This window comes from Microbacterium sp. NPDC055599 (assembly GCF_053618975.1).
In genome coordinates this window covers 206,857-225,117 of sequence record NZ_JBSHIM010000004.1, presented here as the reverse complement: position 1 = coordinate 225,117, position 18,261 = coordinate 206,857, and the positions used below count along the sequence as shown (strand labels likewise).

General features: G+C 69.8%; 18 protein-coding genes, 4 tRNA genes and 1 pseudogene. 10 read left to right on the top strand and 13 right to left on the bottom strand.

From position 1 onward, the window contains the following. Nucleotides 1-43: 43 nt before the first annotated feature. Nucleotides 44-937, bottom strand: coding sequence for a pyridoxal 5'-phosphate synthase lyase subunit PdxS (pdxS, locus tag ACWGQ1_RS05610; protein WP_136033624.1), 894 nt, complete (start codon nucleotides 935-937; stop codon nucleotides 44-46). Between the two features lie 90 nt (nucleotides 938-1,027). On the opposite strand from pdxS, the gene ACWGQ1_RS05605 reads away from it, so the two are divergent. Then, nucleotides 1,028-2,335 carry an aminotransferase class I/II-fold pyridoxal phosphate-dependent enzyme gene (locus ACWGQ1_RS05605; protein ID WP_168387311.1) on the top strand — a complete coding sequence of 436 codons (1,308 nt, stop codon included), beginning with the start codon at nucleotides 1,028-1,030 and terminating at the stop codon, nucleotides 2,333-2,335. Between the two features lie 46 nt (nucleotides 2,336-2,381). Next, complete coding sequence (gene pdxY / locus ACWGQ1_RS05600) at nucleotides 2,382-3,233, top strand: pyridoxal kinase PdxY (protein ID WP_452312513.1); 852 nt, start codon at nucleotides 2,382-2,384, stop codon at nucleotides 3,231-3,233. A 3-nt stretch (nucleotides 3,234-3,236) separates the two neighbouring features. On the opposite strand, the gene ACWGQ1_RS05595 is transcribed toward pdxY, so the two are convergent. From ACWGQ1_RS05595 to ACWGQ1_RS05585, 3 genes are all read right to left on the bottom strand, one after another. Next, complete coding sequence (locus ACWGQ1_RS05595) at nucleotides 3,237-3,782, bottom strand: HIT family protein (RefSeq protein WP_136033617.1); 546 nt, start codon at nucleotides 3,780-3,782, stop codon at nucleotides 3,237-3,239. Further along, on the bottom strand, nucleotides 3,779-5,704 hold the full coding sequence (gene thrS / locus ACWGQ1_RS05590) for a threonine--tRNA ligase (protein ID WP_206253369.1): 1,926 nt from the start codon (nucleotides 5,702-5,704) through the stop codon (nucleotides 3,779-3,781). Before thrS ends, ACWGQ1_RS05595 begins: the two co-directional genes overlap by 4 nt. 121 nt (nucleotides 5,705-5,825) lie before the next feature. Continuing rightward, entirely contained in the window at nucleotides 5,826-6,185 is a 360-nt protein-coding gene (locus tag ACWGQ1_RS05585; RefSeq protein WP_136033613.1) for a YnfA family protein, read from the bottom strand. An 84-nt stretch (nucleotides 6,186-6,269) separates the two neighbouring features. Here ACWGQ1_RS05585 and ACWGQ1_RS05580 point away from each other — a divergent pair, with 84 nt between their 5' ends. The 4 genes and pseudogenes from ACWGQ1_RS05580 (at nucleotide 6,270) to ACWGQ1_RS05565 (ending at nucleotide 9,877) form a co-directional block, all read left to right on the top strand. After that, a complete protein-coding gene (locus ACWGQ1_RS05580; protein ID WP_136033611.1) occupies nucleotides 6,270-6,647 on the top strand; it encodes a DoxX family protein in 378 nt (125 codons plus the stop codon). Further along, on the top strand, nucleotides 6,644-7,984 hold the full coding sequence (locus ACWGQ1_RS05575; protein WP_452312512.1) for an FAD-binding domain-containing protein: 1,341 nt from the start codon (nucleotides 6,644-6,646) through the stop codon (nucleotides 7,982-7,984). Before ACWGQ1_RS05580 ends, ACWGQ1_RS05575 begins: the two co-directional genes overlap by 4 nt. Before the next feature lie 174 nt (nucleotides 7,985-8,158). Beyond that, a pseudogene (locus ACWGQ1_RS05570) lies at nucleotides 8,159-9,307 on the top strand (zinc-dependent alcohol dehydrogenase). Nucleotides 9,308-9,310: 3 nt separating this feature from the next. Next, nucleotides 9,311-9,877 (top strand): hypothetical protein, encoded by a 567-nt coding sequence (locus tag ACWGQ1_RS05565; RefSeq protein ID WP_452312511.1) that lies wholly within the window; start codon nucleotides 9,311-9,313, stop codon nucleotides 9,875-9,877. A 60-nt stretch (nucleotides 9,878-9,937) separates the two neighbouring features. Here ACWGQ1_RS05565 and ACWGQ1_RS05560 read toward each other — a convergent pair. The 3 genes from ACWGQ1_RS05560 to ACWGQ1_RS05550 form a co-directional block, all read right to left on the bottom strand. After that, nucleotides 9,938-10,012: transfer RNA gene (locus tag ACWGQ1_RS05560), tRNA-Val, on the bottom strand. 26 nt (nucleotides 10,013-10,038) lie between these two features. Next, nucleotides 10,039-10,109: transfer RNA gene (locus tag ACWGQ1_RS05555), tRNA-Cys, on the bottom strand. Nucleotides 10,110-10,161: 52 nt separating this feature from the next. Continuing rightward, a tRNA-Gly gene (locus tag ACWGQ1_RS05550) sits at nucleotides 10,162-10,234 on the bottom strand. A 151-nt stretch (nucleotides 10,235-10,385) separates the two neighbouring features. Between ACWGQ1_RS05550 and ACWGQ1_RS05545 the strand changes: the two genes are divergently transcribed. Further along, nucleotides 10,386-10,461: transfer RNA gene (locus ACWGQ1_RS05545), tRNA-Val, on the top strand. Between the two features lie 27 nt (nucleotides 10,462-10,488). On the opposite strand, the gene ACWGQ1_RS05540 is transcribed toward ACWGQ1_RS05545, so the two are convergent. Then, nucleotides 10,489-12,153 carry an alpha-amylase family glycosyl hydrolase gene (locus ACWGQ1_RS05540; protein WP_452312510.1) on the bottom strand — a complete coding sequence of 555 codons (1,665 nt, stop codon included), beginning with the start codon at nucleotides 12,151-12,153 and terminating at the stop codon, nucleotides 10,489-10,491. Then, nucleotides 12,150-13,115: a TIGR03885 family FMN-dependent LLM class oxidoreductase gene (locus ACWGQ1_RS05535; RefSeq protein WP_452312509.1), complete on the bottom strand. Its 966-nt coding sequence runs from the start codon at nucleotides 13,113-13,115 to the stop codon at nucleotides 12,150-12,152. The genes ACWGQ1_RS05540 and ACWGQ1_RS05535 overlap by 4 nt, the downstream gene beginning before the upstream one ends. Before the next feature lie 141 nt (nucleotides 13,116-13,256). On the opposite strand from ACWGQ1_RS05535, the gene ACWGQ1_RS05530 reads away from it, so the two are divergent. The 3 genes from ACWGQ1_RS05530 (at nucleotide 13,257) to ACWGQ1_RS05520 (ending at nucleotide 14,545) form a co-directional block, all read left to right on the top strand. Continuing rightward, nucleotides 13,257-13,682, top strand: a complete 426-nt coding sequence (locus ACWGQ1_RS05530; RefSeq protein WP_136033078.1) for a GIY-YIG nuclease family protein — start codon at nucleotides 13,257-13,259, stop codon at nucleotides 13,680-13,682. Nucleotides 13,683-13,793: 111 nt separating this feature from the next. After that, a complete protein-coding gene (locus tag ACWGQ1_RS05525; protein WP_452312508.1) occupies nucleotides 13,794-13,970 on the top strand; it encodes a hypothetical protein in 177 nt (58 codons plus the stop codon). A gap of 17 nt (nucleotides 13,971-13,987) precedes the next feature. Then, nucleotides 13,988-14,545 (top strand): dihydrofolate reductase family protein, encoded by a 558-nt coding sequence (locus tag ACWGQ1_RS05520; protein ID WP_452312507.1) that lies wholly within the window; start codon nucleotides 13,988-13,990, stop codon nucleotides 14,543-14,545. A gap of 74 nt (nucleotides 14,546-14,619) precedes the next feature. Here the strand turns inward: ACWGQ1_RS05520 and ACWGQ1_RS05515 are convergent, their stop codons facing one another. From ACWGQ1_RS05515 to zapE, 4 genes are all read right to left on the bottom strand, one after another. Then, nucleotides 14,620-15,006 (bottom strand): SPW repeat domain-containing protein, encoded by a 387-nt coding sequence (locus tag ACWGQ1_RS05515; RefSeq protein ID WP_136033075.1) that lies wholly within the window; start codon nucleotides 15,004-15,006, stop codon nucleotides 14,620-14,622. A 92-nt stretch (nucleotides 15,007-15,098) separates the two neighbouring features. After that, nucleotides 15,099-15,698 (bottom strand): type II toxin-antitoxin system PemK/MazF family toxin, encoded by a 600-nt coding sequence (locus ACWGQ1_RS05510; RefSeq protein WP_136033073.1) that lies wholly within the window; start codon nucleotides 15,696-15,698, stop codon nucleotides 15,099-15,101. A gap of 19 nt (nucleotides 15,699-15,717) precedes the next feature. After that, nucleotides 15,718-16,956 carry an ammonium transporter gene (locus ACWGQ1_RS05505; protein ID WP_452312506.1) on the bottom strand — a complete coding sequence of 413 codons (1,239 nt, stop codon included), beginning with the start codon at nucleotides 16,954-16,956 and terminating at the stop codon, nucleotides 15,718-15,720. Nucleotides 16,957-17,091: 135 nt separating this feature from the next. Next, on the bottom strand, nucleotides 17,092-18,123 hold the full coding sequence (gene zapE, locus ACWGQ1_RS05500) for a cell division protein ZapE (RefSeq protein WP_136045995.1): 1,032 nt from the start codon (nucleotides 18,121-18,123) through the stop codon (nucleotides 17,092-17,094). Nucleotides 18,124-18,261 lie beyond the last annotated feature (138 nt).

Genomic DNA, 18,261 nt, shown 5'->3' with positions numbered 1-18,261 from the left:
CTCGCGCACATCGCCCTGCAGCGCGAGCACGCCGACCCGCGGGCTACCAGCCACGCTCGGCGAGCCGGTGCGGCGCCGGCAGGTCGCTGACGTTGATGCCGACCATCGCCTCGCCGAGCCCGCGGGACACCTCGGCGATCACCTTCGGGTCGTCGAAGAACGTCGTGGCCTTCACGATCGCCTTCGCGCGCTCGGCGGGGTTGCCCGACTTGAAGATGCCGGAGCCGACGAACACGCCGTCCGCCCCGAGCTGCATCATCATCGCGGCGTCCGCGGGGGTCGCGACGCCGCCGGCCACGAACAGCACGACGGGGAGCGTGCCCGTCTCGGCGATCTCGGCGACCAGCTCGTACGGCGCCTGCAGCTCCTTCGCGGCGACGAACAGCTCATCCTTCGGGAGAGCCGTGAGCGCAGCGATCTCCCCGCGGATCTTGCGGATGTGCTTCATCGCCTCGGACACGTCGCCCGTTCCGGCCTCGCCCTTCGAGCGGATCATCGCCGCCCCCTCGTTGATGCGTCGCAGCGCTTCGCCGAGGTTCGTGGCGCCGCACACGAAGGGCACCGTGAAGCCGAACTTGTCGATGTGGTTCACGTAGTCGGCCGGCGAGAGCACCTCGGACTCGTCGATGTAGTCGACACCGAGCTCCTGCAGCACCTGCGCCTCGACGAAGTGACCGATGCGCGCCTTCGCCATCACCGGGATCGACACGGCATCGATGATGCTGTCGATCATGTCCGGGTCGCTCATGCGCGAGACGCCGCCCTGCGCGCGGATGTCGGCCGGCACGCGCTCGAGCGCCATGACGGCGACGGCGCCCGCGTCCTCGGCGATCTTCGCCTGCTCGGCGGTCACGACGTCCATGATGACGCCGCCCTTGAGCATCTCGGCGAGACCGCGCTTGACGCGCGACGATCCGGTGGTGTTCTGCTCGGACATGGGGAGCTCCTGTCGGATGATCCGTAATCGGGTTTGATCTAGATCAAACGTAGCACTGTCCGATCCCACTTAGAATCGCGGAGGAGGATCATGAGCGACCGGATCACAGGCAGCACCGCGGCGGAGATCGCCGACAGCGTGCGCGCCCTGCGCGACCGCGGGATCCTGCTGCCCGGAGCCCTCCTCCCGCCGGTGCGCGAGCTCGCCGCCACCCTCGGCGTCAACCGCAACACCGCCGTCGCCGCGTACCGCCAGCTCGCCCAGGCGGGACTCGTCCTGTCGCGCGGACGCGCCGGCACCACGGTCGCGGGGATCGAGGCCGTGGCACAGGAGGGCTACGCGGCCGACACCGTGCTCCGCGACATCGGCACCGGCAACCCCGACCCCGCGCGCATCCCCGACCCGTCGGCCGCGCTGATGACGATCGCGAGCCGTCCCGTGCTCTACGGCGAACCCGTGATCGACCCGGGGCTGGAGGAGTGGGCGCGCCGGTGGATGGCGGCCGACCTCCCGGACGCGGACTTCCGGATCACTGTGACGAGCGGAGCGGTCGATGCGGTGGAGCGGCTGCTCGCCCAAGCGCTCATGCGCGACGACGCCGTGGCGCTCGAGGATCCGTGCTTCCTCGCCAGCATCCACACGGTGCGGCTCGGCGGCTATCGGGCCGTCCCGGTCCCCGTCGACGACCAGGGAATGACGGTCGACGGACTGCGGGCAGCTCTCGACGCCGGCGTGCGGGCCGTGATCTGCACACCGCGGGCGCAGAACCCCACCGGCGTGGGTCTCACGGCCCAGCGCGCCGCCGAGCTGCGCGGTGTCCTCGCCGATCACCCGTACGTCCTGATCATCGAGGACGACCACTTCTCGCTGCTGTCGCAGCGCCCGTACGAGTCCTTGATCAGCGAGGACCATCGGCGCTTCGCCCTCGTGCGCTCGGTGTCGAAGTTCCTCGGACCCGACATGTGCCTCGCGATCGCGGCGACCGACCCCGACACCGCAGAACGTCTCGCGATGCGACTCAGCCCCGGCACCACGTGGGTGAGCCACCTGCTGCAGCGCCTCGCCCTGGCACAGCTGACCGACGAGGATGCGATGACGACCGTCGCGACCGCCGGTGCGCACTACGCGGAGCGCAACGCCGCGTTCGCGGCACGCCTGCGCGCGCACGGCATCGACGTCGCCGCGCCAGACGGGCTGAGCCTCTGGGTGCGACTCCCCCGGCCCGCGCGCGAGGTCGCCGAGCACCTGATGCGGCGGGGGTGGCTCGCCCGCACGGGTGACGAGTTCTCCCTCGACGACCGCGCCGATCCGTCCCACCACCTCCGTCTCACCGTCCACGACCTCACCGACGCGGAAGCCGACACGCTCGTCGCCGACCTCGTCGCGGCCGCGCGATGACCACCCGTCGCGGGCACCGGCCCGCCCTGACCGAAAGCGCTCGTTCATGAAGATCCTCTCCATCCAGTCCGCCGTGGCATTCGGGCACGTGGGCAACTCCGCCGCGGTGTTCCCGCTGCAGCGCATCGGCGTCGAGGTGCTGCCCGTCTACACCGTGAACTTCTCCAACCACACCGGCTACGGCGCCTGGCGCGGACCGCTGATCGACCCCGCCGACGTGCGCGAGGTCATCACCGGCATCGAGGACCGCGGAGTGTTCGGGCAGATCGACGCCGTCCTGAGCGGCTACCAGGGAGGCGAGGGCATCGGTGACGTGATCATCGATGCGGTCGCGCGCGTCAAGGCCGCCAACCCCGACGCGGTCTACGCGTGCGACCCGGTCATGGGCAACGCGAAGTCGGGCTGCTTCGTCGCCCCCGCGATCCCGATCCTGCTGCGCGAGCGCGTCGTCCCGGTGGCGGACATCATCACCCCCAACCAGTTCGAGCTCGGGTTCCTCACCGAGACCGAACCCGACACGCTCGAGTCCACGCTCGCCTCGGTCGACCTCGCCCGCGCCATGGGCCCCCGCACGGTGCTCGTGACGAGCGTCGAGCGGCCCGACCGCGAGGAGGGGACCATCGAGATGCTCGCGGTCGACGGCGACGGTGCCTGGCTCGTCCAGACGCCGCACCTCCCCATGAAGGCGAACGGCTCCGGTGACGTGACCGCCGCCCTGTTCACGGCGCACTACGTCGAGACCGGCAGCGCCAAGACCGCGCTCGAGCGCACCGCCTCCAGCGTGTACGACCTGCTGCAGGCGACGCTCGACTCGGGTGAGCGCGAGCTGCAGCTCATCGAGGCGCAGGAGTTCTACGCGCACCCGCGCATGCAGTTCACCGCACGGCAGGTGCGCTGACGGTCACTCCGGCCACGCGTGGGCGACGGCCTCCCGCACTTCGCCGAGGAGCTGCGGGAGCGCCTTCGTCTTCGCGATGATCGGGAAGAAGTTCGCGTCGGAGCGCCACCGCGGCACCACGTGCTGGTGCAGATGCGCGTCCACGCCGGCTCCCGCCACCGCCCCCTGGTTCATGCCCAGGTTGAAGCCGTCGCATCCGGAGACCTCGCGCAGCACCCGCATGGCCGTCTGGGTGAGCGCGCCGATCTCGGCCACCTCTTCCGGACTCGCCTGGTCGTACGTCGCGATGTGACGGTACGGGCACACCAGCAGGTGCCCCGAGTTGTACGGGAACAGGTTCAGCAGCACGTACGCGGTCGTGCCCCGTGCCACGATGAGCCGCTCGGCGTCGGGGTACTTCGGCGCCTCGCAGAACGGGCACTCCTCGCGCAGGGGCTCCGGTCCCGCCTGGATGTAGGCCATCCGGTGGGGGGTCCACAGCCGCTGGAACTCGTCGGGCACGCCGGCGAGGCGACCTGCATCCTCCAGCGACTGCTCCCCCTCGGTCATGCCAGGTCCCCGGCCGTCTGCACCAGGGCGTGGCTGTCGATGGCAGCGCGGATGCGGTCGACCGCCTGCGCGATCGGCACGCCGTTCTCCTGCGAGCCGTCGCGGTAGCGGAAGGAGACGGTGCCGGCGGCTCGGTCCTGCTCCCCGGCGATCAGCAGCAGCGGGACCTTGCCGGTCGTGTGCGTGCGGATCTTCTTCTGCATGCGGTCGTCGGAGGTGTCGAGCTCGGCACGCACACCGCGGGAGCGGAGCGTGTCGATCACCTCACCCAGATAGTCGGCGAAGTCGTCCGCGACCGGGATCCCCACGACCTGTACCGGCGACAGCCACACCGGGAAGTCGCCCGCATAGTGCTCGAGGAGGATCGCGAAGAACCGCTCGATCGAGCCGAACAGCGCCCGGTGGATCATGATCGGACGCTTCTTCTGGCCGTCCTTGTCCATGAACTCGAGGTCGAAGCGCTCGGGCAGGTTGGGGTCGACCTGCACCGTGGACAGCTGCCACGTACGGCCGATCGCATCGCGCGTCTTCAGGTCGATCTTGGGCCCGTAGAACGCCGCCTCGCCCGGCACCTCGGTGAGCTTGAGACCGGAGGCCACGGCCACGCGGCGCAGGGCGTCGGTGGACGACTCCCAGAACTCGTCCGAGCCGATCCACTTCGACTTCTCGTCGTCCTTCATCGACAGCTCGAGCTCGAAGTCGGTGAGGCCGAAGTCGCGGAGCATCGAGAGGATGAACTCGAGGACCTTGCCGACCTCCTCCTCCAGCTGGTCGGGTGTGACGAACAGGTGCGAGTCGTCCTGCGTGAAGCCGCGCACCCGCGTGAGGCCGTGCAGGGCCCCGGAGAGTTCGTTGCGGTAGACCGTGCCGTTCTCCGCGAACCGCAGCGGGAGGTCGCGATAGCTGCGCGCGCGCTCCTTGTAGATGAGGATGTGCATCGGGCAGTTCATGGGCTTCAGGTAGTAGTCCTGGCCCTGCTTGGTGATCTCGCCGTTCTCGTCGCGCTCCTCGTCCATGACGATGGGCGGGAACATGCCGTCCTTGTAGGTGACGAGGTGGTTCGAGGTGAGGAAGAGGTCTTCCTTGGAGATGTGCGGCGTGTACACGTAGGTGTAGCCGCCCTCGATGTGCCGCTTGCGCGCGTGCTGCTCCATCTCGCCGCGCACCACGCCGCCGCGCGGATGCCAGACGCTCAGGCCCGACCCGATCTCCTCGGGGAAGGAGAACAGGTCGAGCTCCTTGCCGAGTCGCCGGTGGTCGCGCTTGGCGGCCTCCTCCAGCCGGTGCTGGTACGCGCGCAGCTCGTCCTTCGTGGGCCAGGCGGTGCCGTAGATGCGCTGCAGCTGCGGGTTCTTCTCGCTGCCGCGCCAGTACGCGGCGGCGATGCGCGTGAGGTCCCAGCCGTTGCCGATCATGCGCGTGTTGGGCAGATGCGGCCCGCGGCAGAGGTCCTTCCAGACGACCTCGCCGTCGCGGGTCGTGTTGTCGTAGATCGTGAGCTCGCCCTCGCCCACCTCGACCGACGCGCCCTCGGCCGCCTCCTTGCCGCCCTTGAGCCCGATCAGCTCGAGCTTGAACGGCTCGTCGGCGAGCTCCGCGCGCGCCTCGTCATCGGTCACGACACGACGCACGAAGCGCTGGCCCTCGCGGACGATGCGCTGCATCTCCTTCGTGATGGCCTTGATGTCCTCCGGCGTGAACGGGGTGTCGACGCCGAAGTCGTAGTAGAACCCGTCGGTGATGGGCGGGCCGATGCCGAGGTTCGCCTGCGGGTTGATGCGCTGCACGGCCTGCGCGAGCACGTGCGCGGCCGAGTGGCGCAGGATGTTCAGGCCGTCGGGGCTGTCGATCGTGACCGGCTCGACCTGCTCGGTGCCGGTCAGGGTCGTGGCGAGGTCCTTGAGCTCGCCGTTGACGCGCATCGCGACGACGTTTCGGTCAGAGAACAGGGCGAAGCCGTCGGTCGGCTGGGCGTTTTCAGGCACTGATCACTCCATCTGGGTCTGGATCTAGGCTACTCGTATGGCCGGGGGCCGCCGACCGTCAGGCCACCGGCTCGGCCGAGGAGGACGCGGCCGCCGGGGCGAGGATGATGATCGCCGCGCCCACGAGCGCGACCGCCGACCCGACCCAGTCCCAGACCGTGGGACGGAAACCGTCGACGATGATGCCCCAGGCGAGGGATCCGGCGATGAAGATCCCGCCGTACGCGGCGAGCACCCTGCCGAAGTTCGCGTCGGGCTGGAGCGCCGCGACGAAGCCGTACGCCCCCAGCGCCATGACCCCCAGGACCGCGAAGAGCCAACCGCGGTCCTCCTTGACGGCCTGCCAGATGAGCCAGGCACCGCCGATCTCGGCGACGGCGGCGAGGACGAACAGCACGACGATGCGGAAGACGGTCACCACCTCAGTGTGTCAGGACACACGAGGACGGCTTCGCGAACGACGGGGCGCCGCAACCGCCGGACCGGACGGTAGCGTGGCCCCATGACCCGGACGATCGCCCGCTGGATCCTCGCTCTCGCCCTCGGCGCCGTCGGCGTGCTGCACTTCACGCAGACGCGCGGCTTCCGGGTGGTGGTGCCCGACTGGGCGACCGAGGCGACGCGGATGGACAAGGATGCCATCGTGATCGCGTCGGGCGCCGTCGAGGTCGCGCTCGCCGCGGGGCTGATCGCGCTGCCGCGGGAGCGCCGCCGGATCGGCTGGGCGACGGCGGGGTTCTTCGCCGCGGTCTTCCCCGGCAACTGGCATCAGTGGCGCACCGGACGCTCCACTCCGGGGCTCGACACGGACGCGCGTCGGTTCGGCCGTCTCTTCCTGCAACCGGCCCTGATCGCCTGGGCTCTGTGGGCAACGCGATGACCTCCCCCTCGATCGTCTGGTTCCGCGACGACCTCCGCCTCGCCGACCACCCGGCGCTGCGTGCCGCGATGGATCGGGACGCGCCCGTGATCGCGCTGTTCGTGCTCGACGAGGAGTCGCCGGGGATCCGCCCGCTCGGAGGTGCGGCGAAGTGGTGGCTGCATCACTCGCTGGTCTCCCTCGACGAGCGGCTGCGCGAGAAGGGCGCCCGGCTCGTGTTGCGGCGCGGCCCGGCCGAGCGCGTGGTGCGCGAGGTCGTCGCGGAGAGCGGGGCGGGCGCCGTCTACTGGAACCGTCGATACGGGCGACCGGAGCGGGAGATCGACGCGGCGCTGAAGAGCTCGCTGCGCGATCAGGGCCTGACGGTGGAGTCGTTCGCGGGCTCCCTGCTGCACGAGCCGTGGACCGTCACCACGGGCAGCGGCACGCACTACTCCGTCTTCACCCCGTTCTGGCGCGCCTGCCGCGCACTGCCCGCGCCCCGTGCTCCCCTGCCGGAGCCGCGCGAACTCGACGGGGTGGCGCGACCGCCGCGCTCCGATGCCCCGGGTGATTGGGAGCTGCTGCCCACGACACCGGATTGGGCGGGCGGTCTCCGCGACACCTGGGAGCCGGGCGAGCCGGCAGCACGACGGCGGCTGCGACACTTCCTCGACCACGATCTCCCGGCGTACGACGCGGCCAGAGACGCGCCGGCCGCCGGTGCGACCTCCCTGCTCTCCCCCCGGCTGCGCTGGGGCGAGCTGAGCCCGTTCACCGTGTGGGCCGAGGCGACCCGGGTCGAGGGCTCTGCACGGTTCCTGTCCGAGCTCGGCTGGCGCGAGTTCGCCTGGCACACGCTCTACCACTTCCCCGATCTGGCCACGAAGAACCTCCGGCCCGAGTTCGATGCGTTCCCCTGGCCGGGACTCGACCCGCGGCAGCTGGATGCCTGGCAGCACGGCGAGACCGGGATCCCCCTCGTCGACGCGGGGATGCGCGAGCTGTGGCACACCGGGTACATGCACAACCGGGTGCGGATGGTGACCGCGTCCTTCCTTATCAAGAACCTGCTGATCGACTGGCGGCTCGGCGAGGAGTGGTTCTGGGACACGCTGGTCGATGCAGACGGCGCCAACAACGCCTTCAACTGGCAGTGGGTCGCGGGGTCCGGGGCGGACGCGGCCCCGTACTTCCGTGTGTTCAACCCGGAGCTGCAGGCGAAGAAGTTCGACGGGGACGGAGAGTACGTCGCGCGGTGGGCCCCCGATGCCCCGACCGCGCCGATCGTCGACCTGGCCGAGACCCGCAAGGCCGCACTCGCGGCGTACGACGAGGTCAAGCGCGCGGGGGCGTGAAGCTACTCCTCGCTCGCACGATCGTCAACGGTCTGCGTCGGTGAGAACCGCCGACCTAGCGTCGGCACCTCACCGCAGCTCGGAGGTCCCCATGCTCGTCACTCCGGTGACATCACGGCACGACGCTCGTCCGGCCGCCTGCACCCCACCGATCGTCGAACGAGAGGAACAGCTATGCGCGCCATGACGTACCGCGGACCGTACAAGGTCCAGGTCGCTGAGAAACCGGAACCGCGGATCGAGCACCCGAACGACGCGATCGTGCGTGTCACGCACGCCGCGATCTGCGGGTCGGATCTGCACCTTTACCACGGCATGATGCCGGACACCCGCATCGGGCACACGTTCGGCCACGAGATCGTGGGCGTCGTGCACGAGGTCGGATCCTCAGTGCAGAGCCTCTCGGTCGGAGACCGGGTGATGGTGCCGTTCAACATCGCGTGCGGCTCCTGCTACTTCTGCACCCGCGGCCTCTTCTCGAACTGCCACAACGTGAACCCCAATGCCACGGCCGTGGGCGGCATCTACGGCTAATCCCACACGACGGGTGGCTATGACGGCGGGCAGGCGGAGTTCGTGCGCGTGCCCTTCGCCGACGTGGGACCCTCCGTCGTGCCGGACTGGCTCTCGTCGGAGGACGCGCTACTGCTCACCGACGCGTTCTCCACCGGGTACTTCGGCGCGCAGCTCGGCGACATCGCGGAGGGCGACACCGTCGCGGTCTTCGGTGCCGGACCCGTGGGTCTGGCCGCCGCCCGCTCGGCCTGGTTCCTCGGCGCAGGCCGGGTGATCGTCCTCGACCACCTGGATTACCGGCTCGACAAGGCCAGGGACTTCGCGTTCGCCGAGACGATGCACATCGGCGAGGTCGGCGACCCCGTGCTCGCCATGAAGAAGGCGACCGGATACCTGGGTGCCGACGTGGCGATCGACGCCGTGGGTGCGGAGGCGGACGGCAACCTCCTCCAGCACGTGACGGCGGCCAAGCTCAAGCTGCAGGGCGGCTCCCCCGTCGCCGTGAACTGGGCGATCGACTCCGTGCGCAAGGGCGGCACGGTGTCGCTGATCGGCGCGTACGGTCCGCTGGTGTCCGCTGTGCGCCTCGGCGACGCGATGAACAAGGGCCTCACGATCCGCGGCAACCAGGCACCGGTCCTGCGGCAGTGGCCGCGGTTGCTCGAGCACATCCAGGCTGGTCACGTGCGGCCGAGCGAGCTCCTGACGCACCGCTTCCCGCTCGAGCACATCGCCGAGGCCTACCACTTGTTCTCCAGCAAGCTGGACGACTGCATCAAACCCGTCATCACGATCGGAGAGGACTGAGCCATGCCGTACGAAGCGCACAAGCCGACGCTGGCACCGACAGCGGACGAGCTCCGCGACCGCATCCCGGGCTGGGGCACCGACCTTCCCCCCGAGCACCGCCGCACGTGGCAGCAGCTCGAGGATTACGGCGACACGGGTGCGCACTGGACGCGCCCGGATCCGCAGCCCGGCAGGGAGGGACGGGAACACTCCATCGAGCACGCGATGGTGCCTCCGGTGTTCGGTACGGCGCAACCGCTGCACGGCATCTCCGGAAGTGTGCGTCGCTTCGCCTACGACCACTTCAGCGAGACGAAGAACACGCGCTGGCTGCTGCTCGTGATCGGCGACCGCATCGAGGCCGTCGGGGCGCACGTGCGATCCCTGGCAACGCCGCGGCCCGACAACCCGATCACGCAGACCGGGATCCTCGCGGAGCCGCGGCACCGTCCGCTCACCTCGCGGTTCGGGCGGGGACGGGTCGACGTCCGGCACACCTGGCTCGACCCGATCATCGTGGCAGGGCCCTGGGTCGTCGCCGTCGTGATGACGGTCTCCCTCGTACGCACGGCGTTCCGCCGCGGTTGACCAGACGGTCGAGCGCTTCCCTGAAACGCGAAAAACCCCCGGGATCCCGGGGGTTTTTGGTGGTGCGCGATACTGGGATCGAACCAGTGACCTCTTCCGTGTCAGGGAAGCGCGCTACCGCTGCGCCAATCGCGCCCGTTGGGGCTATTCAGTTTCAGGTGAGGTGGCGACGGGATTCGAACCCGTGTAAACGGCTTTGCAGGCCGGTGCCTAGCCGCTCGGCCACGCCACCGTGTGGATTGACCCCACGTGCTGCCGATCTTCGAGAAGACCTACTGCACTCGAGCGGATGACGAGACTCGAACTCGCGACCCCAACCTTGGCAAGGTTGTGCGCTACCAACTGCGCTACATCCGCATTTCGTTCCCGGTTGTCCCGGGCACTCATGAAACATTAGCCGATGAATCCCCGCCTGCCAAACCCGGACCGAATCTCGCGCGTGTCTCGCGGAGTGGTCATCGGAGGCTCCGAGCGTCCGGTAGTATCGGTTGACGTACCCCGCGGGTATGGGCGATTGGCGCAGTTGGTAGCGCGCTTCCTTCACACGGAAGAGGTCATCGGTTCGAGTCCGGTATCGCCCACCACATTCTCCTTCGCAGGCTCACTGCCCGTCAGAGGATTCGTCCGTCTCCCGGTCGCGATACGCGCAGCCAGCGGTAGCCGTAAGCCGGCACCTCGAGCTCCACGGCTCCATCGTCGTCGAGCGTGATGCGCTGCGCCTCCAACAGGTCGACCAGCGCCGTCCCCGCGGGTTCATCCGCGAGGCGGAACCGCGTCGTGGCTGGACGCTCGGCGAAGTTATGCACCGCGATCATCCGGCCGACGTCGGCCCGCAGCGAGTGCACGAGGAGCGCGTCCACCGGCTGCTCGATCACCGCGAACTCGCCCCAGCCCAGCTCCGGTGACACCCGGTACCGCGACGTGAGCTCGCGGAGGAAGTGCAGCAGCGAACCGCGATCCTCCAGCTGCGCGGCGACGTTCACGTGCTCGGGCGCGTAGCCGTCTGCGGGTGGCTTCGACACCAGTCGGGACGGGGCGGCGTCCGAGAACCCGCCGTTCCGGTCCGCCGACCACTGCATGGGGGTGCGCACGGACTCCCGCCCGGCGATGTCGATGTTCTCCCCCATCCCGATCTCCTCCCCGTAGAACAGCACGGGGGTCCCGGGGAGCGTGAACAGCAGGCTGTACGCCATGCGGATCCGGCGGGGATCGCCCTCGAGCATCGGGGGCAGACGGCGGGTGATGCCACGCCCGAACACCCGCTGCCGCTCGTCCGGGGCGAACGCCTCGAACACCTCCTGGCGCTCGGCGTCGCTGAGCTTGTCGAGCGTGAGCTCGTCGTGGTTGCGCAGGAAGTTCGCCCACTGCACCTCGGGACCCAACGCCGGCCGCGAGGAGAGCGCCTCGACGAGCGGCGCCGGATCGCGCCGCGCCAACGACAGGTACAGCGCCTGCATCGCCACGAAGTCGAACTGCATCGTGAGCTCGTCGCCGTCCGTGCCGCCGAAGTACTCGACCTGCTGGTCGTAGGGCAGGTTCACCTCGCCGAGGAGGATCGCCTCGCTCGAACGCCGCTGGAGGAAGCGGCGCATATCCCGCAGGAGTTCGTGCGGGTCGGGGATGTCGGCTCCGGCCGGGATCTCCAGGAAGAAGGGCACCGCGTCGACCCGGAACCCGGAGATGCCGAGCTGCAACCAGAAGCCGATCACCTTCGCGATCTCGTCGCGCACGCGGGGATTGGCCACGTTCAGATCCGGCTGATGCTCGTAGAAGCTGTGCTGGTACCACTGCCCCGACTTCTCGTCCTTCGTCCAGATCCCGTCGGCCTGTCCGGGAAACACCGCGTTCTTCTGGCCCTTCGGCGGTGCGTCGTCTCGCCACACGAAGTAGTCGCGGTACGGCGAGTCCACACTGCGGATCGCGGCGCGGAACCACGGATGCCGATCGGAGGTGTGGTTGATGACCAGGTCGACGATCACGCGCATGCCGCGGTCGCGCGCCGTGCGGATCACCTCCACGAGATCGCCGTGCGAGCCCAGGCGCGGATCGACGCCGTAGAAGTCGCTCACGTCGTAGCCGTCATCGCGGTCGGGGGTGGGATAGAACGGCATGAGCCACAGGCACGTCACCCCCAACTGCGCGAGGTAGTCGATGCGCTGCGCGAGGCCCCGGAGGTCGCCCACCCCGTCGCCGCTCGTGTCGAGGAACGTCTCCACGTCGAGGCAGTAGACGACGGCGGTCTTCCACCAGAGGTCGCTCGTGTCGGTGATCTTCACAGCAGCTCCTTCATCCGGGGCAGCGCCGCATCGGCCGCGGCGGCCAGAAAGCCGGACTGCTCCTGTCCGACGTGGTGGAGGTACACGCGGTCGAAGCCGATCCGGGCGAGCGCGGCGACCCGTTCCGCGAGCGCCACGGGATCGTGCTCGACCAGTACCGCCGACCGCAGCGCCTTCTCGTCGACCGCGCCCACCGCGGCGTCGAAGTCCTCCGGCTGCTCGATGTTCCACGCGAGCGGCGGCGTGAGCACCCCCTGTCGCCACTGCGTGCGGGCGAGGTCGAGCGCCTCGGCGTCGGTGTCGGCCCAGCTGACGTGCACCTGCAGGACGCACGGCCCCTCGCCGCCCCCCGACCGGTACGCGTCCACCACGCGGGCGAGCGCCGCGGGCTCCTGCGCCACGGTCGCCAGGCCCTGAGCCCACGATGCCGCCCATCGCGCCGTCTCCGCGCTCACCGCGGTTGCGAGCAGGGGCGGCGGCTGCGTGGGACGGCTCCACACCCGCGCCCGATGCACGCGCACGAGCCCGTCGTGCGTGACCTCCTCGCCGTCCAGCAGCCGGCGGATCACGTCGACGCTCTCCCGCAGCCGGCGGTTGCGGACCTCCTTGCTCGGCCACGGGTCGCCCGTGACATGCTCGTTCATCGCCTCCCCGCTGCCCAGCGCCGCCCAGAACCGCCAGGGGAACATCTCCTCCAGCGTCGCGAACGCCTGCGCCATCACCACCGGGTGATACCGCTGTCCCGGCGCGTTCACCATCCCGATCGAGAAGCTCGTGCGTGCCAGCGCCGCCGCGATCCAGCTCGCCGCGAATCCCGACTCGCCCTGCTCCGGCAGCCACGGCGCGAGATGGTCGGAGCACATCGCGCCGTCGAACCCTGCGGCTTCCGCGGCGACGACGGCGTCGAGAAGCGCGCTCGGGGGGATCTGCTCGTGTGACGCGTGGAATCCGATGAAGGCCATATCGCGAGTGTGGCAACTCCGGCCGCGCCGGGCGCCGTGCTTGACATGAACGCTCGGTGATGGCAGGAGCGTTCGTTCTCGGTCGGTGCGCGCGAGGGCGACCGTGGACCGCGTGTCGGCCACCCTCCTTAGGATGCCGCTGTGCCCACCCCCGGTCCCCTCCCCTCCCCGTGCGGCCTCTGCGGTCACCCCACGGGAGTCCGCATCGACGGGGCCCTGCATTGCGCGGCCTGCGGATGGCGCTACGGTGATGCGCCTGACCCCGACCTCCCGTTCCCCCGCATCGACGTCGTCTACTACCTCCGCTTCGACGAGCGGGTCAAGATCGGCACCAGCCGCCGGCCACGGCAGCGCCTGGCGAGCATCCGGCACCACGAGCTGCTGGCCTTCGAGCAGGGCGGGCGTGCCCTCGAGCAGCAGCGCCACCGCGAGTTCGCCGCGGAACGCGAGGGCGGAGAGTGGTTCACGCTCACCCCTCGCGTGCGCGCACACATCGCCGGGCTGCGCGACGCGGGCGAGCCGTGGCTGCTCTACGCACGCTGGCTGAGCACGGCACTCCGCGCCTGATCCCGTACCACCGCCTCGGCTCCCGCACCAGGGCCTGGTCGCCGGGCGGCGATCGCGAGAGCATGCCGACAGCGGGACGCGACCGGCGACCCGTGCACGAGAGGAGCCGACATGACCGGACGAGAGAACACCCCCGCCGACGACCTGAGCGCTCAGGACCCCCTCGCGGGCGACGGCAGCGGCGACCCGAACACCGACCGGGAGTTCCTGCAGGATCTGCCGCCCGCGCAGGTCGACACCGAGCAGGTCGCCGAGCACGCCGCGGACGACGACGCCGAAGACGCCTGACCGGAGACGGAGGAGCCATGGGGACGCTGCGCTACTCGATCAACGTGACGCTCGACGGCTCGTGCCACCACGAGGCCGGCCTCCCGCCCGACGAGGAGTCGATGCGCTACTGGACCGCGCAGGTGCGCGAGACGGACGCCATGCTGTTCGGCCGGGTGACGTACGAACTCATGGAGTCCGCGTGGCGCCGCCCCGCCTCCGGCACGTGGCCGGAGTGGATGCGGCCGTGGGAGGTGCCGTTCGCCAGGGCCATCGACCGGGCGCGCAAGTACGTGGTCTCGAGCGGCCTCGACGCCGTCGACTGGAACGCCGAACTCCTCCGCGGTGACCTCGCCGAACAGGTCGCACGGCTCAAGACGGAGCACGCCCGACTGTCGGTCGGCGGCGTGACCCTCCCCGTGACCCTGGCTCAGCACGGACTCATCGACGAGTACGAGTTCGTGGTGCACCCGGTCGTCGCCGGACACGGACCGCCGCTGCTCGGCGGGCTCACGGAGCAGTTGCGCCTCGAGCTCGTGGAGCGCCGGGAGCTGCGCTCGGGCGCCGTCGTCACCAGGTACCGGCCGGCGAGCTGACCGGCGTCCCGCGCGCACGGAGACGGCGGGCGGCCGCTGTCTGGCTGACCACCCGCCGCCGTTCCGCGGGGATGTCACGCGGTCGCCGCGCGCCCCCGGGTGGTCTGCGGCTGCGGCTGCGAGAACAGCACGACCACGATCACGGCCGCGCCCACGACCACGTGCGGAAGCCAGACGTTCAGGGGCTGGTCGGCGAAACCGAACAGCCACGGCGAGAGCGCCAGGAACAGGCTCGCGACGATGTCGAACACCAGGTGCACGGGCATCGGGATGAGCCCGAACGGACCCCATTCGTACTTCGTGAACAGGCTGTAGACGATGAGCCCGACGCCGAGGACGATCGGGATGACGACGGCGGCACCGCCGACACTCGCGAAGCCGAACAGCCAGGGTGCGGCGATCAGGGCGATCCCGACGACGTAGTCGAGGATTCCGTGGACCTTGGTGGGGATGAAACGCATGATTCCTCCTTGTGTGGCGCCGCTGTGCGCGACTCACCAAGGGTTCGCAGCCATCACCCGATCGGATTGGATGTCGCGGATCGGTGCGCGCGTCAGGCCCGCGCCCACCCGTAGCGGGCGGCCAGGGCCGAGGCGACCCTGGCGTAGCGCTGGCGGTCGAGCGCAGCCGCCTCCCTCCGCAACCCGCGCTCGTGCACGCTGTACAACTGCTCGATGTCCACCCACGACTCGCGACCCTGGGCGTCCCAGGCGCCGGAGCCGATCGAGAGGTAGTCGCGGTCGCCGTCATGCGGACGGCTGGTCATCCGCACGGCGTACACACGGTCGTCGGACTGCCGCCCGATCACGAGCACCGGCCGGTCCTTCCCCCGCCCGTCCCCCTCCTCGTACGGCACCCACGTCCACACGACCTCGCCGGCGTCGGGGGCCCCGTCCCGTGCCGGGGCGTAGGCGACGCGGAGCGCGCGGATCCGCGCGGGGTCGATCCTGATCGTCTCGGTCCCGGCGGTCCGCCCGGCATCGAGCGTGTCCGCCTGTCGCGGTGAGCCGTGGCGGGCGGCCTGCTCCTCAGGTGTGCGCAGACGCGCGGTCGGGCGCCTCGGACCGGAGGTGGTCCGAGACGCCCGACCGGAGTTCACCGCCTTGAGCAGGATCTCCGCGAGTGTCGTCAGGATGCCGTTGGTCTTGCCCACACGGTCACCCTAACCGCGATCAAGCGTCCGCGAGCGCGTAGCCCTCCTCGCCGTGGACAACCTGGTCGACGCCGGCGATCTCGTCCTCGCTCGTGATACGGAAGCCGATCGTCTTCTGGATCGCGAAGCCGATCACGAAGGCCACCACGAAGGAGTAGATCAGCACGCCGAGCGCGGCGATCACCTGGACCGCGAGCTGACGGGCGTCGCCGCCCACGAACAGGCCGGTGGCGGTGGCGAAGAAGCCGAGGTACACGGTGCCGATGAGGCCGCCGACGAGGTGGATGCCCACGACGTCGAGCGAGTCGTCGAAGCCCAGGCGGAACTTCAGCTCGACGGCCAGGGCGCACACCACACCGGCGACCGCGCCCAGCAGCAGCGACCAGCCGGGCGTGAGGTTGGCGCAGGCCGGGGTGATCGCGACCAGACCCGCCACGGCACCCGAGGCGGCGCCGACCGAGGTCGCCTTGCCGTCCTTGATGCGCTCGATCAGGATCCAGCCGAGGATCGCCGCCGCCGTCGCACCGAGCGTGTTCAGGCCGATGAGCCCGACGCCGCCCATGTCCTCCGCGAGCCACTCGGCGCCGGCGTTGAATCCGAACCAGCCGAACCACAGCAGCGCGGCGCCCAGCAGCGTCAGCGGCACGTTGTGCGGCTTGAGGATGCCCTTCTGGAAGCCGATGCGCTTGCCGAGCACGAGCGCCAGGGCGAGAGCCGCCGCACCCGCGTTGATGTGCACCGCGGTCCCACCGGCGTAGTCGATGACGCCGATGCCGCTGTCCTCCCCGAACAGCGTCGTGCCGAGGTTCATGATCCAACCGCCACCCCAGACCCAGGCCGCCACCGGGAAGTAGCCGACCGTGGCGAACACGCCCGCGAAGATCAGCCAGCTGCCGAACTTGGCGCGGTCGGCGATGGCGCCGGAGATCAGCGCGACCGTGATGATCGCGAACGTGGCACCGTAGGCGACGCCCAGGAGCGCGACGTTCGATCCCTCGCCCGATGCCAGGTTGGACAGGCCGAAGTCGGCGAACGGGTTGCCCGCGAACGCGGTCGGGCTGTCGACGGCGCTCATCGAGAAGCCGAAGAGAATCCACAGCACGGCGACGAGTCCGATGGAGCCGAAGCTCATCATCATCATGCTGACGACGCTCTTCGCCTTGACGAGACCGCCGTAGAAGAAGGCGACGCCGGGCGTCATGAGCAGAACGAGCGCCGTCGCGGTGATCGCCCACGAGATGTTGCCGGGAGCATCCATAAGGAAAACCTCACATCCGAAGTAATTGAGAGCTTCAGTGTGACCACGCACGGTTTCGCCCATGCGTGAGGTTTGTTTCCCCGCTGTTACAGCGTGCGCTCCGGTGTGAACATCGCGTTACGCGGCCCTTCGGGCTTACGCAGAATGCGTGAGGGCGTTGAGGCGGGAGATGGCGCGCAGGTACTTCTTGCGATATCCGCCGGCGAGCATCTCGTCGGAGAACACCGCGTCCAGACCCAGGCCGGTCGCGACGATGGGGAGCTGCGCGTCGTACACCCGGTCGACGAACGCCACGAAGCGCAGCGCCTCGGACTGATCCGTCAGCTGGCGCACGCCGCGGAGGCCCACCAGCGCGAGGCCGTCGATGAGGCGGATGTACCGCGAGGGGTGCACCTGGGCGAGGTGCCGGATCAGATCGTCGAACGCGTCGTCGGACGCGGGCCCCTCGGCCCCGTCGATCGCTGCCGCGTAGGCCGCATCATCCCGGACGACCGCGTGGCCGTCGATCGCCCGCTGACGGAAGTCCACACCGTCGATGCGCAGCGTCTGGAAGCTGTCGGACATCGCGTGGATCTCGCGCAGGAAGTCCTGCGCGGCGAAGCGCCCCTCGCCCAGCGCGTTCGGCGGCGTGTTCGACGTCGCGGCGAGCTTGGTCCCGGTGGGCACCAGCTCGCCCAGCAGCCGCGTCATGACCATGGTGTCGCCCGGGTCGTCGAGCTCGAACTCGTCGATGCACAGCAGATCGGCGCCCTTGAGCAGGTCGACCGTGTTCTTGTAGCCGAGGGCCCCGACGAGCGCCGTGTACTCGATGAACGACCCGAAGTACTTCCGGCGGGCGGGCATCGCGTGGTAGATCGACGCGAGCAGGTGCGTCTTGCCGACACCGAAGCCACCGTCGAGGTAGACGCCCGGCTTGAGCTCCGGCTCCTTCTTCGCCCTGCTGAACAGTCCCCCGCGCTTGACCGGGGCGCCGCGGCCCGAGAAGCGCAGCAGCGTCTGCTTCGCCTCCTCCTGCGAGGGATACGCGGGGTCGGCGCGGTAGCTGTCGAACGTGGCCTCGTCGAACTGGGGCGGCGGCACCAGGCTCGCGAGCATCTCGGGCCCGGTGACGGTGGGCGTGCGGTCGGTGAGGTGCACGGTGCCGGTGCGGGTGGTCGGGTCGGTCATCACGGTCCTGAATCAGGCGGCGGCCTGTGTCGAAGTCTTACGGATCCGGTGCCGGGGGCACGGGGAGCATCTATCGTCGAAAGAGACGGATCAACACTACGCCGTCTTACCCGACCGCTCGCCCGCTCACCCGCTACG

What these genes read in the sequence shown, in the direction of transcription:
- ACWGQ1_RS05565 (WP_452312511.1), top strand. Translation starts at nt 9,311, where the DNA reads ATGCCGTACGAAGCGCACAAGCCGACGCTGGCACCGACAGCGGACGAG.
- ACWGQ1_RS05515 (WP_136033075.1), bottom strand. Translation starts at nt 15,006, where the DNA reads ATGCGTTTCATCCCCACCAAGGTCCACGGAATCCTCGACTACGTCGTC.
- ACWGQ1_RS05525 (WP_452312508.1), top strand. Translation starts at nt 13,794, where the DNA reads ATGACCGGACGAGAGAACACCCCCGCCGACGACCTGAGCGCTCAGGAC.
- pdxY (WP_452312513.1), top strand. Translation starts at nt 2,382, where the DNA reads ATGAAGATCCTCTCCATCCAGTCCGCCGTGGCATTCGGGCACGTGGGC.
- ACWGQ1_RS05580 (WP_136033611.1), top strand. Translation starts at nt 6,270, where the DNA reads ATGACCCGGACGATCGCCCGCTGGATCCTCGCTCTCGCCCTCGGCGCC.
- thrS (WP_206253369.1), bottom strand. Translation starts at nt 5,704, where the DNA reads ATGCGCGTCAACGGCGAGCTCAAGGACCTCGCCACGACCCTGACCGGC.
- ACWGQ1_RS05595 (WP_136033617.1), bottom strand. Translation starts at nt 3,782, where the DNA reads ATGACCGAGGGGGAGCAGTCGCTGGAGGATGCAGGTCGCCTCGCCGGC.
- ACWGQ1_RS05605 (WP_168387311.1), top strand. Translation starts at nt 1,028, where the DNA reads ATGAGCGACCGGATCACAGGCAGCACCGCGGCGGAGATCGCCGACAGC.
- ACWGQ1_RS05505 (WP_452312506.1), bottom strand. Translation starts at nt 16,956, where the DNA reads ATGGATGCTCCCGGCAACATCTCGTGGGCGATCACCGCGACGGCGCTC.
- ACWGQ1_RS05535 (WP_452312509.1), bottom strand. Translation starts at nt 13,115, where the DNA reads ATGGCCTTCATCGGATTCCACGCGTCACACGAGCAGATCCCCCCGAGC.
- ACWGQ1_RS05520 (WP_452312507.1), top strand. Translation starts at nt 13,988, where the DNA reads ATGGGGACGCTGCGCTACTCGATCAACGTGACGCTCGACGGCTCGTGC.
- ACWGQ1_RS05575 (WP_452312512.1), top strand. Translation starts at nt 6,644, where the DNA reads ATGACCTCCCCCTCGATCGTCTGGTTCCGCGACGACCTCCGCCTCGCC.
- zapE (WP_136045995.1), bottom strand. Translation starts at nt 18,123, where the DNA reads ATGACCGACCCGACCACCCGCACCGGCACCGTGCACCTCACCGACCGC.
- pdxS (WP_136033624.1), bottom strand. Translation starts at nt 937, where the DNA reads ATGTCCGAGCAGAACACCACCGGATCGTCGCGCGTCAAGCGCGGTCTC.